This is a genomic window from Turneriella parva DSM 21527 (genome assembly GCF_000266885.1).
Taxonomy (GTDB): Bacteria; Spirochaetota; Leptospiria; order Turneriellales; family Turneriellaceae; genus Turneriella; species Turneriella parva.
The window spans coordinates 1023689-1038518 of the sequence record NC_018020.1; the positions used below are offsets into that span (position 1 = coordinate 1023689).

20 protein-coding genes are annotated in these 14830 nt (G+C 53.2%); 13 read left to right on the forward strand and 7 right to left on the reverse strand.

The annotated features are described in order from the left end of the window. Positions 1–26: 26 nt before the first annotated feature. Positions 27–452 (reverse strand): PaaI family thioesterase, encoded by a 426-nt coding sequence (locus tag TURPA_RS04895; RefSeq protein ID WP_014802179.1) that lies wholly within the window; start codon positions 450–452, stop codon positions 27–29. Positions 453–606: 154 nt separating this feature from the next. On the opposite strand from TURPA_RS04895, the gene TURPA_RS21430 reads away from it, so the two are divergent. The 5 genes from TURPA_RS21430 (at position 607) to TURPA_RS04920 (ending at position 3988) form a co-directional block, all read left to right on the forward strand. Continuing rightward, positions 607–1365 carry an AraC family transcriptional regulator gene (locus TURPA_RS21430; RefSeq protein WP_014802180.1) on the forward strand — a complete coding sequence of 253 codons (759 nt, stop codon included), beginning with the start codon at positions 607–609 and terminating at the stop codon, positions 1363–1365. Positions 1366–1432: 67 nt separating this feature from the next. Continuing rightward, positions 1433–1834: a DUF3703 domain-containing protein gene (locus tag TURPA_RS04905; RefSeq protein ID WP_014802181.1), complete on the forward strand. Its 402-nt coding sequence runs from the start codon at positions 1433–1435 to the stop codon at positions 1832–1834. 91 nt (positions 1835–1925) lie between these two features. After that, on the forward strand, positions 1926–3218 hold the full coding sequence (locus TURPA_RS04910) for a glycoside hydrolase 5 family protein (RefSeq protein WP_014802182.1): 1293 nt from the start codon (positions 1926–1928) through the stop codon (positions 3216–3218). A 36-nt stretch (positions 3219–3254) separates the two neighbouring features. Next, positions 3255–3644, forward strand: a complete 390-nt coding sequence (locus TURPA_RS04915) for a HEPN domain-containing protein (RefSeq protein ID WP_014802183.1) — start codon at positions 3255–3257, stop codon at positions 3642–3644. After that, complete coding sequence (locus TURPA_RS04920; protein WP_014802184.1) at positions 3641–3988, forward strand: nucleotidyltransferase domain-containing protein; 348 nt, start codon at positions 3641–3643, stop codon at positions 3986–3988. Before TURPA_RS04915 ends, TURPA_RS04920 begins: the two co-directional genes overlap by 4 nt. A 13-nt stretch (positions 3989–4001) precedes the next feature. On the opposite strand, the gene TURPA_RS04925 is transcribed toward TURPA_RS04920, so the two are convergent. The 4 genes from TURPA_RS04925 to TURPA_RS04940 form a co-directional block, all read right to left on the reverse strand. Further along, the gene (locus TURPA_RS04925; protein WP_014802185.1) at positions 4002–4811 is read right to left on the reverse strand and encodes an NADase-type glycan-binding domain-containing protein; all 810 of its coding nucleotides are present in this window, start codon (positions 4809–4811) and stop codon (positions 4002–4004) included. An 86-nt stretch (positions 4812–4897) separates the two neighbouring features. Further along, positions 4898–5446, reverse strand: a complete 549-nt coding sequence (locus TURPA_RS04930) for a DUF2269 family protein (protein WP_014802186.1) — start codon at positions 5444–5446, stop codon at positions 4898–4900. Then, positions 5443–6024 carry an NAD(P)H-dependent oxidoreductase gene (locus tag TURPA_RS04935; RefSeq protein WP_014802187.1) on the reverse strand — a complete coding sequence of 194 codons (582 nt, stop codon included), beginning with the start codon at positions 6022–6024 and terminating at the stop codon, positions 5443–5445. The genes TURPA_RS04930 and TURPA_RS04935 overlap by 4 nt, the downstream gene beginning before the upstream one ends. Continuing rightward, positions 6021–6596 carry a PadR family transcriptional regulator gene (locus TURPA_RS04940; protein ID WP_014802188.1) on the reverse strand — a complete coding sequence of 192 codons (576 nt, stop codon included), beginning with the start codon at positions 6594–6596 and terminating at the stop codon, positions 6021–6023. Before TURPA_RS04940 ends, TURPA_RS04935 begins: the two co-directional genes overlap by 4 nt. A 94-nt stretch (positions 6597–6690) precedes the next feature. Between TURPA_RS04940 and TURPA_RS04945 the strand changes: the two genes are divergently transcribed. After that, positions 6691–6945 (forward strand): hypothetical protein, encoded by a 255-nt coding sequence (locus tag TURPA_RS04945; RefSeq protein WP_014802189.1) that lies wholly within the window; start codon positions 6691–6693, stop codon positions 6943–6945. 33 nt (positions 6946–6978) lie between these two features. On the opposite strand, the gene TURPA_RS04950 is transcribed toward TURPA_RS04945, so the two are convergent. Further along, complete coding sequence (locus tag TURPA_RS04950; protein WP_014802190.1) at positions 6979–7467, reverse strand: hypothetical protein; 489 nt, start codon at positions 7465–7467, stop codon at positions 6979–6981. A gap of 91 nt (positions 7468–7558) precedes the next feature. Here TURPA_RS04950 and TURPA_RS04955 point away from each other — a divergent pair, with 91 nt between their 5' ends. The 7 genes from TURPA_RS04955 to TURPA_RS04985 all read left to right on the forward strand — a co-directional run bounded on the left by TURPA_RS04955 (position 7559) and on the right by TURPA_RS04985 (position 13563). Continuing rightward, positions 7559–8011 (forward strand): DUF3592 domain-containing protein, encoded by a 453-nt coding sequence (locus TURPA_RS04955; RefSeq protein ID WP_014802191.1) that lies wholly within the window; start codon positions 7559–7561, stop codon positions 8009–8011. Positions 8012–8109: 98 nt separating this feature from the next. Beyond that, the gene (locus TURPA_RS04960; protein ID WP_014802192.1) at positions 8110–9945 is read left to right on the forward strand and encodes an FG-GAP repeat protein; all 1836 of its coding nucleotides are present in this window, start codon (positions 8110–8112) and stop codon (positions 9943–9945) included. Positions 9946–9995: 50 nt separating this feature from the next. Then, on the forward strand, positions 9996–11105 hold the full coding sequence (locus TURPA_RS04965; RefSeq protein ID WP_014802193.1) for a hypothetical protein: 1110 nt from the start codon (positions 9996–9998) through the stop codon (positions 11103–11105). Between the two features lie 39 nt (positions 11106–11144). Beyond that, on the forward strand, positions 11145–11603 hold the full coding sequence (locus TURPA_RS04970; protein ID WP_014802194.1) for an AgmX/PglI C-terminal domain-containing protein: 459 nt from the start codon (positions 11145–11147) through the stop codon (positions 11601–11603). A 43-nt stretch (positions 11604–11646) separates the two neighbouring features. Next, positions 11647–12039, forward strand: coding sequence for a HEPN domain-containing protein (locus tag TURPA_RS04975; protein ID WP_014802195.1), 393 nt, complete (start codon positions 11647–11649; stop codon positions 12037–12039). Continuing rightward, entirely contained in the window at positions 12039–12386 is a 348-nt protein-coding gene (locus TURPA_RS04980; protein WP_014802196.1) for a nucleotidyltransferase domain-containing protein, read from the forward strand. The genes TURPA_RS04975 and TURPA_RS04980 overlap by 1 nt, the downstream gene beginning before the upstream one ends. A gap of 1 nt (position 12387) precedes the next feature. Beyond that, positions 12388–13563, forward strand: coding sequence for an exo-beta-N-acetylmuramidase NamZ family protein (locus tag TURPA_RS04985; protein ID WP_014802197.1), 1176 nt, complete (start codon positions 12388–12390; stop codon positions 13561–13563). 17 nt (positions 13564–13580) lie between these two features. Here TURPA_RS04985 and TURPA_RS04990 read toward each other — a convergent pair whose 3' ends face one another. Continuing rightward, complete coding sequence (locus tag TURPA_RS04990; RefSeq protein ID WP_169314400.1) at positions 13581–14675, reverse strand: ankyrin repeat domain-containing protein; 1095 nt, start codon at positions 14673–14675, stop codon at positions 13581–13583. Positions 14676–14830: the final 155 nt, after the last annotated feature.

A 14830-nucleotide genomic window follows, 5' to 3' on the forward strand; every position in this document is an offset into this window, starting at 1 on the left:
GGCGCACGGGCGTTGCAGCTGCGTTCTTAAACTCGCTGCATATAAAGGGTACCCTGCGCCTCTACGCAGAGCTTGCCCGTTTCGTCAAAGAAAGTGACACTTGAATAGACCAGGTTACGCGCCTGGCGTTTGATGCGCGCAACTGCCGTACAAAAACTGCCGGCAATAGGCTTACGCATTCTTATATCGAGTCGACCCACGGCCGAGCCTTGCGTCAGTGAGTGCTTGCTTAGCCCCATTGTGGCACCGACTGCGATGTCGCAGACGGCGGCAACGACCGCACCGTTTACCGAGTCACCCGTTGAACCACCGCGGTGTCGCTCTTCAATCGGGTCGAGCCGCAGCACAATCTGGTCGGCTTCGAATTTGAGCGTGAGATTTAGAAATTTCAGCAGAGCCGATTCGTTCAATGATTGAGAAAACTGTTCGAGTCTGAGATCCCCCTGAGGCACTGACTTTGTATTGTGTGCGGAACTCGTATCGTCAAGCAGTCTGTACCTTCGCGGCTTGAAATTACCTGAAAACGAAGAACCGACTTTACAACCCTGGATTTCAGAAAACTATCGGCCATTGCAGGCGAGTCATAGTCAGCATTCGCCGTAAATAATGCAACCGACCTTAACCATTTGGCCCGACATGGGCATCTACAACGGACCTTCTTATGCGACCGAACGGCACAGCCATTTCTATTCGCAACTCGTCATCGGGGCACGCGAGCCGGTAAGACTAATCGGTCGCGACGGTGTGGAGCGAAAGTTTGAAGTCGCTTATATCCCCTCGGGGGTCAGCCACCAGACCGTGCGATCTGACGACGAATTTGCACTGGTGTTGCTCGACCCCATTCAATGTTCCCATGGCCTGTGGAATGAGGTTGTCTTGGCCAAAATGCACCCAGCAAAAGAGGTCGCCCACCGGCTCACGAAAGAAGACCTCAGGCAACTGCGAAGCAGGGTGACCGGCAGTGATCAGCGGGTACGCGATGATGTACTCACGATAATGCACCGGTACAGGCAGCACGCGAATACCGCGGCATTGGACACGCGCATTAGCAGGGCGGTAGAGTCGCTGCAACAAACTTCGGAAAATCTGCCGCTCAGCCTGGCAGCGGCCGAAGCAGGCCTTTCGACCGATCGATTTCGGCATCTGTTTAGCGAACAGACGGGTATCAGCTTTTCTGGCTACAGGCTTTGGCAGAAAACCCGACAGGCAATCTTAGCCCTGGAAGAGCACACGCAGTTTGGCGATGCAGCACACCGGGCGGGCTTTTCAGACCAGGCACACTTCAACCGGGTCTTTCGACGCGCGTTTGGCCTCAGGCCAGCCGAGCTTTTTAAGAACGGGTTTCGGGTGAATTTTTTTCTTTGAAGCAGCCGCTTCGTTCAAGTCGATCGCTCCCACAAAGCTTATTCTTCAGCCAGCAATAGGAGGAATCATGAACTTTAAGATGCCCAAAGCCTGGAAAGAAGCTTATAAAGAAGAACTACGCCAATACCGCACGAGCCTGAACGGCCTAAACTTGCCGCAGGCATGGCGGCACCTCGAGCGCGCCCATATTATTGGACAGTACCACCCCGTGCCGCACACCGCGATCCATTGCCGCATGCTCTGGTTCGGCTTGCGATCAGCAAACCTGACTGAAGTGTTCGGCCAGATACTGCGCATTGCAGGTGGTTGGCTGGGTTCATTGCTGAACCGCATACCCGTCGGCAATACAGGTGGTGCCAACGTGTACATTTTCGCGCGCATGCCGATTCCTGAGGACCTGCGTGAACTGTTGGCAGACGCTGATGTCGAAGCGAAAGGACTCGCGGGTATCAAGCGAAAGCCGCGCTAAGGCTGGTCAGGCCTCGATCATCTACGCCGGTGCTTGCACGTAAACAGTCGACACCTACGGAAGAATTCAGCGATCTGCCAGACAACAACCCATGATAACAATCAAGCTGCTCATAGCCGCGTCACTGGTAACGTCGCTGCACGCTGTCAATCCGTTCGTGCAAACCCGCGGCATGGATCTCGTGCGGGGTGGCAAGAAGTACACCTTCATGGGAGCGAACCTTTGGTACGGCATGAACCTCGGCGCGTTCGACCGGCCACGCCTCAAACGCGAGCTCGACCGCTTGCAGAGACTCGGTATCAAGAACCTGCGCATTTTGGCAGCGAGCGAAGGGCCTGACAACGAACGCTGGCGCATTGTGCCGGCGCTGCAGACTGCGCCCGGTGCCTACAACCAGAGGCTGCTCGAGGGGCTCGACTACCTGCTCGCTGAAATGGCGAAGCGCGACATGACCGCGGTGCTGGTGCTCGGCAACTACTGGCACTGGTCGGGTGGTTTTGGGCAGTACCAGGCGTGGGCCGGCAAGGGAGCGATTCCTTACCCCGAGTTTGACCCCCAGGCGCGTGGCGGGTCTGACTACAAACTCTCTTCGTGGTGGCGCTGGTTTCGTTACAACTACTACGTGACCCGTTTCTACAAGAACCCCGTGGCAGTCGGCTTCTACCACAACACCGTGCGCATGCTCGTGACACGCGTGAACCATGTCACGCGCAGGGCGTATAAAGACGACCCGACGATCATGGCCTGGCAGCTCGCAAACGAGCCAGCCGGATTTCTGAGCGGCGACAGCTATGACAAGTGGATCGCCGAGTCTGCGGCGCTCATCAAGTCGCTCGACCGCAACCACCTGGTGAGCACCGGTGCCATGGGAGAGGTCTTCCAGTTTTCGGGCAATGACCAGGTCAAGAATCACTCCCACAAAGATATCGATTATACCACCGTGCACATCTGGGTGCAGAACTCGGGGCTCTATAACCCTTGGAAGGCGAGTGAGACATACACTAAATCTGTCGAAGTGCTGCACAAACAGCTGGCACAACACCGCGAAATGGCGAAGAAACTCGGCAAGCCGCTCGTCTTCGAGGAGTTCGGTTTTTCACGCGACATGAACCGCTTTGCGGCGGGCACTCCCGTGACCCTGCGCGACGATTTCTACGCGCAGGCATTCTACCACGTGCTCGAATCACAGAAGACGGATTCGCCGATCGCCGGCGTCAACATCTGGGCCTGGGGTGGCGAGGGCCGGCCCGCGCACAACGAGTGGAAACCTGGCGACAATTTCATCGGCGACCCACCGCACGAAGCGCAGGGTTGGTACAGTGTTTACGACACCGACGCGACGACGCTGAAGTTGATTCGTGAGGTGGCGGGAAGGCTTAAATAGGCTTTACGCGCCTTTCCCTCTTGCGCATAGAGTGGCATGGCTTCACGTGCCGCTGACTGGCTGAGGCAGGCCGAAGATGACGCGGCATGGCTCGCCGATTCGATCGAAGACGGTCATTTTTCTCAAGCTTGCTACATCGCTCAACAGGTTGCTGAGAAGGCACTGAAGAGCCTGGCGTTTTCACGGGGCGCCTCAGAAATCAAGGGCCACTCCGTAACGAAAATCGCGCAGGCACTTGCGATCAATGCTGAGATCGAACGCGCGGGCAAGATTCTAGATCGTTACTATATCTCCGGGCGTTATCCGGACGCTTTTCCCGAGGGTATTCCCAGCGACTTTCTCGATCGCGAAGCGGCATTATCGGCGCAGAGCGAGGCTTTGTTAGTTCTGAACAAAGTTAAGCTGCTGCTGGGGCAGTCTCAATGAGTACGATTGTTTTTCCCACATTCAAAGACCCGCTCAATGGTCTTTCGCTCGAAGATTTCACGTCCAAGCTAAGGGAAATGCTCACCGACCGTGTGCATAGCGCCTGGCTGTACGGCTCGGTCGCAAGGGGCGAAGCACGACCCGATAGTGATGTAGATCTGTTTATCGTTACCGATACCGATCTGCCGTTTCACGAACGCGGCGCACTGTTTGACGATCTACGCGATTTTAACGCCAACATCGAGCCACTGGTCTACACGCCTGCAGAATGGCTGCACCTGACATCCGACCCTACTGTTGGTTTTTGGCAGAGTGCGGTGCGTGAAATGGTGAAGCTGCTTTGATTACTCCGCGCGCTCAGTAGAAATCCGCCTCAGAAATTAGCGTATCTTTATACTTATCGCCGGGATAAACCGAAACGATTTCAATACCGATCACCAGAGCCTCTTTGATCTCGATGCCCATTTCTCTGTCTTCTTTTGATATCTGGACATTCCAATTGCAACCTTCGAGCGGAACGGTAATCTTCTGATAACCAAACTGGTCCTTTAGTTGCAACGGAACTTTGCAGTGCGATTTAATCTGGGAATAGGACGTCCAGGTTTCAATGCCTCCCGCCTGCGCACTCGCGATATGCAGCACCAGGTCTTTCACGCGATTATTGTTCTTCCAAATGCGCTGCGACTTGCCGTAACCGTTAAAGATCTTCAGCGTCGCCGTCTTACGCTTGCCGCGCGGAATATATTTTATTGGAAAAAGCACTGCCTGCCCGACGCCATCACCCTCGACGGCTTCAGACCACCCGGTATCTGTCCTCTTATCAATCAAAGAACCGGCAGAGAACATACAGCTCCAGGTGTAGTTTTTACCTTGCGACTCAAGGGCATCGGGGCCATCGGCGACAATTTTCGGCGGCTTGCCTTCGGCAGTGAGCGTCGAGGTTGCCCACGATTCCCACGCGCCTTCTTTGGCGCCGGTTTTACCCCAGACGTCTTCACTATTGTACCGCAACAAGCTGAAATCAGCACTCCTGATATTTTGCAGCAAGTAAGGATTTGCCTGCCCTGAACATGGGGCGGGCGGCTCCGATGGATACATGGTCAGAACCAGTATCACTGGTATCATTGCGTAGCGCAGTTTGAGAGAGAAGTTTCGGTAAAGCGTCATGACCTGTGCTATTAACCCACATCAAAACGACGAGTATTTATTTGAGAGTCTTTCGCTCAAGAGTCAGCCGTCACGACGGGCCGAATCTACTTCAACACCATCTTCACCAGACTCAATACCACCAGCAACACTGCCGCGCCGCCCGCTGCATTGTAGAGACCGAGCAATTTCTGCTCCCGCGCATCATTCCACGGCATGATACCTGCATCTGCCTGCTTCATGAAGCGAAATTGCAGGGGTATCAGCACGCCCATCCAAAGAGCGCCCGTCGCCGCGAAATAGATCAGTGCCCATTTGAGCCACTCAACCGCAAGCGGATGACCGTAAGCACCCACGAGCACGGTGGCGTTCCAGAGTAGAAGAATCAGACCAGGCCCCGTAAAGGCGAGGTCGGTGATATTCATGAGTCTTGCAGCGAAAGCGAACCAATCGTTCTTGCGCGAGGCCACTGCGACAGAGAACCAGAGCGCACTCACGACAATATTCCCGAGAAAGATGATCGCTCCCAGAATGTGCAGAAACCGGTGCACCGCACGTGGAAAGACCTCTGGCAGCGACACACCCACAAAAAGCAAGGTCGTGAGCGCGCCGATGATCGCGAGCTCAACCGCGAATGCGATTTTGAACTTTTTCATTTTGCCTCCTGCGCACCAGTGCGGCGCGCTTCATTCAGAAATTTTTGCAGCCGCTTCTCAGGTGCACCACGCACCGGCCCAAAGATATGGTATTTCACCGGCTTCACTCCGCAGAATTCGAGCGTCGCAAACTTCAACAGCCGCAACCCGGGCGCGCGGTTGAACCAGCGGTAATACCACGCAGGGGCATCCATCGTGATGAAGATGCGCGCGGTTTTGCCCTTGAGTAACTTCTCGGGTAAGGGGGAGTTTTTGCGGTACTTGAAAGCAAACCCCGGCAGAAAAACTCTGTCGAGAAAACCTTTAAGCAATGCCGGCATCGAAGCCCACCAGCTCGGGAACACAAAGACGAGATGGTCAGCCGCACGAATCAGCTGCTGCGCCTTTGCCAGATCAGGTTCGAGCGCCTGCTCTGCTTTATAGCCCTCGCGCAGAATGGGGTCAAACTGCAGCCGGGGCAGATCGAGCAGGTCAACCTGAGCTCCCCCTTGCTGCGCTGCCGTTGCATATTCGCGCGCAATGCTGCCGCACAATGATTCTGACCGCGGGTGGCCCTGGATGACGAGTATCTTTTTCATGGCTTTTTGCTCCCGGTTTTCTTTTTGGCGATGGAGTCGAGAATTTCGTGGGCCGACTTCACCCATCTGAGCTCCATCTTCGTGCGCTCGATACCATAGTCGAGCGTCATGCGCCAGAAAGGGTAATCGGGCGACTTGTCTTTGTAATCGGCGATGTCTTTTTCGACGCCGGCATAAACCTTGAGCGTTGCCTCGCCCATTTCCTGGTGGCGCTGCAGGTGCCGGCGAATGCCGTTATGATCAAGCTGGCTGCCAAAGAAAAGCTTCAGCAAGAGCTCGTTACGCTCAGCGAGCGGCTCGGCTGGTTTGGCGAGCCATTGCTGCAGCTTCTTGCGGCCGGTGGCGGTAATTGCGTAGACGATACGGTCGGTGCCTTTTGCATCGAGGGTTTTTGCCTTGCGGATTAACCCTTGCTGCTCGAGTTTTTTCAGATTGGGATAGATCTGGCCGAAACTTTCATTCCAGAAATAGCCGATGCTCGTCTCGATAAACTTTTTCATATCGTAGCCGCTGCATTCGTATTGCGTCAGAATGCCAAGCAGGGCGTACTGGGTTTTGTTCTCGCGCTTCATTCAACTAATAGATACTATCTATTAGATATAACGGCAAGTATTTTCGCAGATTTCTTTCTTCTTTTCATTAGGCGGGCAATTTATTGCCTGCCTAATGAAAGATAACCTGCCCCCACAACCGCCGGGCTCAACGCGCATCACGCTGGTGCTCGAACGCCGCAGCGACCGGCTCGACGGCATTTTACTCGAGGCGATGCGCCAGCAGACTGATAACAAGAAGGTGTGCGACATCAGCCGCTCAGCGCTCAAGGCGCTCTTTACTCAGCACAAGGTATTGATCAAAGGCCAGCCCGCTAAGCCCTCGTCGAGCATAGCGACCGGTACAACTTATGTGGATGTTCTTATTTGATGCGTGCGCTTCGCACACGCATCAAATAAGATATCAGAAATGCGAGTGATCGTCAACAACCGGGTCTTTTTCACCCGTGTGAAACAGCGAAGCATAGTTAGCGCACAGCACGACTGAATAGTTCGACTTGGCATCGAGTTCAAATTTCAGCGTCTTTTGTCCCGTGACCAGAGGGTGCAGCTTCAACTCAGAACCAAAGATCGTGTTCTGCACCTCAATCCTAATATTCATTCTTTCTTCATTCACCAGCGTCGCGGTTTTCACGTGAGCCGTTCTTTCACCACGCCCGGTGACAACCGCGATATAATACAGAATATTTTTATCCATCGGCATCTTCACTTCGAACGCCTTGCCCGCCGTCTGGTGAACCTCAGTGCGGCACTGGTAACCCTTCGCAATCGCGCGCTCGCCGAATTGCCGCGCCTCGCTTTGAATCACGGTCTCTTGCGTCGCAAGCAGAACGAACGTGCTGCAGAGCGTGAGGGTAATGCCAAGAATCAAAGCGCGGTTGAGGATTTTCATCGGTTACGGGTCGGGCACGCATTTCAGGGCTGCAATCGTATTTTGAACAAATCGGCTTGACCCGCGCGACGATACCGGCCAAGGTAACCCCATGAACGGATTCAGAAACGCCTCATATGTGGGCTTTGTGCTTTTTCTCATCGGTCTCGTCGTGACGGGCTATGGACTCTACAATCTCACCATCGAAAAGAAGCTCGATGCAGTCGGCATCAAGACCAAGGGCAAGGTCTATGACCTCGCCGTGATCGAACCCTACCGCAAGGCATTGGTCGAGTTCAAAGATAGTAAGGGCAAAAAAGTGCAATTTGAAGACAAACTCTTCTGGAACCACAGCTTTCAAAAGTACACCAAGGGACAAGAGGTCGAAGTGCTCTATGACCCGGCCGACCCAATTCGTACGGCAGTTATCAACGACTTTTTTCAGCGCGCCACTGCTCCCTGGTTTCCCGTGATCATCGGCGGCATTCTGTTTATCGTGGGCTTCATTCTGCGCAAGATCATGCTCAAGAAAGCCAAAGAGCTTGATGCGCGAATGGGTAGATAACTAGCTTTCATTAGGCAGGGGTTTAAACCCCTGCCTAATGATGGCATAGGGCACGCTGCCCTATGGACAAGCGCTTCTCTTTGTGGTAGAGAAGCGCTATGAACACCAGAAGTTTAGCCGTTATATTGCTTACGGGCATTGCCACGTTGCAATGCGCCAAGAACGAGAACGCGAATACAGATAAGGGCAACGGCAATGCCGCCAGCTCAGGCTTTTCAGTCAGCGCCACCGTTTCGGGCCTCACCGGCACGGGCCTTGTGCTAACGCTCAATTCGGCCACAGACATCGCTGTCTCGGCAAATGGCACGGTATCGGTCGCGGGCAGCCTCGCAGGCGGTGCCACCTATGCGGTGGCTGTCAAAACCCAGCCCGTGAACCCCGACCAAATCTGCGCCGTGGCAAACGCCAGCGGCACCATTACTGGGGGGAATGTGACCAATATTGCGATTACCTGCGAAGTAACTGGCTGGCAACAAGAAGCTTACGTAAAGGCGTCGAATGCGAATGGATCCGATAGTTTTGGCTCTGCGGTCGCAATTGAAGGCGACCTGATGGTTGTCGGTGCTTACGCTGAAGACAGTGACTCAAATACCATTCTTCAAGGTTCAACCGCAAGTTCAAGCAACGCAGGTAACACCAACGGTGCTGCATATGTATTCCGTCGAACGGGAAATATATGGATTCAAGAGGCCTATCTGAAACCATCTAATATGGATGAGCGAGACAAGTTCGGTTGGGCGGTTGCCATATCAAATGGTCGGATCGCCGTAGCGGCGCCAGATGAAGATGCTAATCAAACAACCATTACGCACGGAAGCACTGCCAGTAGTAACAACACACAAGCGAATGCCGGAGCGGTATATATATTCGAAAAGAATGGAACAAACTGGGAACAGAAGGCTTATATAAAAGCGCCCAATGCTGCGGCCGGCCACGAATTCGGTTACGCACTAGCAATGTCTGGTGATACTCTGGTGGTAGGTGCCAAGGGTGAATCGAGCGCACAAACAACGATTACCAACGGCCCAACAGCGAGCACCGATACGTCAACCGCAAATTCAGGCGCAGTTTACGTCTACCGCCGGACAAGTGGCACTTGGGCGCAAGAAGCGTACATCAAGGCAGGCAACTCAGAATATTTGGACCTTTTCGGCTATAGCGCGAGCATATCTGGCGACGCGATTGTCGTGGGTGCTTACAACGAAGATAGTGGGCAATCTACCATTACGAATGGGTCAGGGACAAGTTCGGATAACTCGATCACGAATTCAGGGGCCGTCTACGTATACCGCAGATCGGGTGTCAACTGGAGCCAAGAAGCATATATTAAAGCACCGAACCCTGATGCTGAAGACTTGTTTGGATATATGGTCGCGATTTCAGGAGACACGATATTGGTTGGCGCAGGTGGTGATGACAGCGGACAAACGACCATCACCAATGGCACAACAGCCAGCACTGACAATTCGGTAATTGAAGCGGGCGCAGCCTATATATACCGGCGCACCGCAGGCATTTGGAGTCAAGAAGCTTATCTTAAAGCATCGAATGCCGAAAGCAATGATGGCTTTGGCTACACCATTGCGCTTCAGGGTAATGTCGCTGTAGTTAGTTGCGCGTACGATGACAGCAGCCAAACCACCGTCACTAATGGGAGTACCGCCAGCTCAGATAACTCTGTCAATGACACCGGAGCAGCTTTCATCTTCAGACGAAATGGCACAACCTGGTCACAGGAAGCGTATCTTAAACCACCCGTCGCCCAGGCAAACAAATGGTTCGGTGAAGCAGGTCTTTCGATATCTGGCGACACCGTCGCGGTCTACGCCTACGGCGACAGCAGCAACCAAAACACCATCACCAACGGCCCAACGGCCAGCAGCGACACGTCGATGTCAGGTGCCGGCGCGGTGCATGTGTTTCGGTTAAAGTAAGGTAGCATCCAGCTTATCTCGAAAATCTTAAGAATATCAATAGGTGATTTATGAAACTAAAAACAACGACAATAACATTGCTTATGGCACTCATGGTGACGGCTATTGTATCGAATTGCCGCAAGCCCGACACGAACACCGCACCCGATACACTGACATTCTATGTCACCCCCCAATCGGGCCTCAAGGCTCGCGCGCTACCCGACGCCAAATCTGACGTCAAGAAGGTCTATAAGTTTCAAGAGGCCATCACGGTCGCGAAAGCACCTGTGAAAGAAGAAGAGATCGGTGGCGTCAAGGGCAACTGGCGGCTGGTGCAAGATGCTCAGGGCCAGAAGAGTTATGTATTCGACGGTTTTCTGTCTAACTCGATGCCCGAGGGGCCCGTATTCGTGGGTAACAAATATGATCTGAGTGAGAATGTGCCTTACAACCTGAGCAGCAACAACTGTTGCAAGTCAACTTTTACACTCTACAAGAACCGAACCTTTGCCGGTAAAGTGCTGTTGCCCTCAGAAGAGTGCCAGTGCGAGAAGGTTAGAGGCAACTGGCACTACGCCGGCGAAAAGATCTGCTTCGATGCGACGAGTATGATATTCGAGTGCTATGAACCGGGCAATGAACTGCTAGAGAGAATGAAGAAAGAGGTTGCTGAAACCACAGAATGCCTGCTTGACGGCGAAAAGTTTCCTGAGGATTTCAAAGGCGGCGAATTCGGTGCCGCTAAGTCGCAATTCTACGCATTTCTTGGGGGTAACAAATTGATGATGGCAGACCTTGCGATCACCAGCGAAGCCGGTTCTGTGCGGGGCATGGGCAGCTGGCAAATCACAGCGGGTGCAGTCTCAGCGAATCTGCACGCCAATTTTAACCTCGAATCAACACTCAAATTCGTGTGCGCAGACGGTGACCAGATTGACAACAATTGCGTGCAGCAGGCGACTGCCGCCTTGCAAGAAAAAGCTGAAGCAGCGAAGAAAACCAAAAACTCGTTGGATCTCTCGTTTAACATGAACATGCAACGCCATGACAAATCGGCGTACACATTCACCTTTAATAACTTTGTCGTAAAAGAAACACCGAAATCTGGTACCGTATTGTGGTCAAAGATTAAGCAGATCAAAATGGCGTCGGGCTGCGCGTTTACCGTAACGCAGTAGCTCAACCATGCACGCTCTACCTACTCAGGAACATGTAAAATGACTGAACACAAATGGCTGACAAAATCTTCGTTGTCTGTCGCACTTGCGAGTCTGGCGCTTGCCAGCACCGTAATGGCAGGCTATCTCATGTTTGAGCTTAGAGCCATGAGCGGAGCTCTTGCCGCCCAGACGGGCAGGCATGAACGGGGCGGCAGGGGCAACGACGCATATCTCGCTGGCCCAGTGAAAAACCGCATTCAAAAGGGTTATGGTGAGCTGCACACCTGCTACCTCGAATACCTAAAGACAAACCCGCAGCTCAAAGACGGCAGCGTCACTCTCGACTGGCAGATCGACACGAATGGCGACACGCTAAAGCCCGAGGTTGTACGCTCAGACATAAAGAATGCCCCTTTCGAAAACTGCCTTGCCGCAAAAATCGCGCGCTGGCAGTTTGCCCCGACGCCGGTGGTGAAATATGTCGAGCATAGGTTTAACTTCAAGAACGAGCTATGAATCTACTTGCCGGGCTGATCGGCCAAAACGCTGATGAGCATCTATGAAGCTGTTTCAGGCATGGCTGAAAGAGGCTGAACAGGATATCCTCTGGGCAAGGGATAGCCTCGGGCACGGCCATTTCTCCCGCAGCTGCTTCATCGCGCAGCAGATCGGTGAAAAGTCTCTGAAGGCATTGGCATATTCAAGAGGAGCTGAAAGCGCACGCGGGCATTCGATCACGGCGCTGGCGAAACAACTTGGCATCAACGGTGAAATAGAGACCATCGGCCGTGAACTGGATCTTTTCTATATATCGGCCCGTTATCCCGATAGCCTGCCCGACAATATGCCCCCTTCAGATTTTTTTTCCCGCGAGCAGGCAGAACGTGCTCTCGCCAGCGCTGAGCGGCTATTTTCGTTGATTGCAGAAATGATTCACGCGGCTGGCAACTGATGAGCATTGTTTTTACTCCAGACCAACAGAATCTGGTAAAACAAGATCGCGAGCAATTGGTCGAAATGTTGCGTAGCATGCTGGCTGATCAGGTGCAAGCAGCGTATATTTTCGGCTCATTCGCCTCGGGCAATCATGAACCCCTCAGTGATATCGATTTGATTGTCGTTGCTCAAACAGCTTTACCCTTTCACGAACGGCCGCACCAGTTTGAACGGGTTTATGAAGTGTGGCCACGCATCGACCTGCTCGTCTACACCCCTGAAGAATTTGCGCGCCAATTGCAAAACGCCGACCAGGGCGGTTTCTGGAAGAGCGTCAAAGATTCGCTGGTGAAAATTCTCTGACATGCGCACCACCTTCGGCATCGACCGGCTGCTCGCCGACCCCGGCAAGTACCTGAAGGGCAAACGCTTTGCGCTGCTTGTCAACCAGAGCTCGGTCGCGGCCGATGGCCGTTACCTGTTCGAAGCGCTCATCGCACAGGGCTACAAACCCGAAAAAATTTTTGCTCCCGAACACGGGCTCTTCGGCACCGAGCAAGACCAGATCACTGTAGCCGATGAGGTCGACGGCTTCACGGGTCTTAAGGCTGTCAGCCTCTACGGACAGACCAAAGAAGAGCTCAAACCCCGCGCGAGCGACCTCGGGGGCCTCGAAACACTCGTCGTTGATATACAGGACATCGGCTGCCGCTACTACACTTATGCATACACGATGGCATTCTGCATCGAAGCCTGCGCCGCACTGGGCATCGAGGTAATCATCTGCGACCGGCCAAACCCGCTCGGTGGCGTGGTGGTCGAAGGCGGCATCGTGCACAAGGGCTTTGAGTCTTTTGTGGGAGCTTACCCCCTTGCCGTGCGGCACGCTCTCACCATCGGAGAAGTCGCCCGCCTGCTGAACGCAACAGAGAAATGGAATGCGAAGCTCACAGTAATCGAACTTAAAAACTGGAACCGCAACTGGTTGTACCCACAGACCGAAGGCCTGTGGGTACAGCCTTCTCCCAACATGCCGACAGTGGATACCGCGATTGTCTACCCCGGCACATGTCTCTTTGAAGCGACCAATGTTTCAGAAGGCAGGGGCACAACCCGCCCGTTCGAAATTATCGGCGCACCGTTTATCCATCCCAAAGAATATGCCGCAGCCCTGAACGCACTGCATCTCCCCGGTGTCTATTTTCGCCCGCTCTACTTCAAGCCGACGTTTCACAAGTACAAAGACGAAGCATGTGGGGGAGTGTTCGTGCACGTGACCGATGTTGCCGAGTTTGAGTCATTCTACACTGGCCTGACGATGGTGAAAACCGCGCACGACCTTTACCCGAAACACTTCGACTGGCGGCGCGAGCCGTATGAATACGTCGCCGATAAACTCGCCATTGACCTCTTGAGCGGTTCAGAAAAGTTCAGGCTCAACGTCGAGGCCGGCGGGCAGCTCGAAGAATTTCGCCAGGCATATTTCGCCGAAGAGAAAGAATTTCGCCACCACTGTGCGGATTTTTTTCTCTACTCGTGAGCCTTTGAGGCCCTTGTTCATTGCGCGCCTTTTGATGTCAGGTACCGCACTATGGCCTCGTAGTTGTTCATTTTCGCGATCTGCAGCGGTGTCGCATTGTATTGGTTTTTTACATTCATGTCTGCACCGTGCTCAACAAGAAGCTTCACCACATCGAGTTGATTGAGCATCGCAGCCGTCATGAGCAGAGAATTACCCTTTGAATCTGGTGCGTTGATATTTTTAGAAGCGGGCAGCAGGTGTGGCAGAGTTTTGGCGCGGTGTTCTTTCACTGCGATAGCAAATTCTAGCAATGACTTCCCGTTGGCAAGGCGCACATCAACATCGGCACCCTTGGCAACGAGCATCTTTACACCCTCAGCTTTTCCGTAAAGCACCAGCGCAAATAGCGGCGTTTCGCCGTCTTTGTACTTAAGATTGGCGTCGGGATCGAATTCGAGCAGTTTCTGGAAAATCGACTGTTCGTACGATTTGGCGGCGAGATGCAATACCGTCTGCCCAAAGTTGTCTTGCGCATTCACATTCGCGCCAGAGCGAACCAGAATCTCTATTGCTTTTTGCTGGCCGTAATCTGAAGAGAGTGCTGCCATCAGTGGTGTTTCTCCACGATTATTTCGGTGGTTCACGTCGGCACCGATTTCGATCAGCATCGGAGTTATATCTGCTTTTTTGCCCCAGCCGCTTCTGAAAAGGTCACTCAGTATTGTACTACCCGCAGAGTTTGGGCTTGCACCGCGAACGTAGTTGATTTTAGCACCCGATTCGATCAAGGCCTTCATGATTTCAAAGCCTTGAGGGTTAGCCGCCGCCGAAAGCGCACTGCTGCCATTTTCACTCGTGATATTCGGGTCGACGCCTTTGCTGAGCAGAAATCTGACCATTTTCAGATCAGAATTGTACGCAGCGTACGAGAGCAGTGTGGCGCCGTCGCCCGAGATTTTGTTGATTCCGTATTTTGCGATAAACGCCTCGGCCTGTTTCTGCGTCTTGACTTTACGCAGCTCTTGAAAACTGTCTGCCTGAATCGACGAAACCAAGAGAATCAGCAGAGTCAAAAGGCTGAAGAGTCTTGGGAGAATGTCGTTCGGCAAACCAGGGATTAAACTTCGCATGGCACTCCGTGACGGGCCCTGATCGAGCCGGCAAGCAAAGTTGCCGAGGCGAATTTTGGGCTTTGTCGCGGAAAAAGTTGCCGCCATTAGCTAATATCATTAGCTTTTGGCTAATTAGATTAGCTTTAAGGGAGGATTTATGAAATATTGTATGG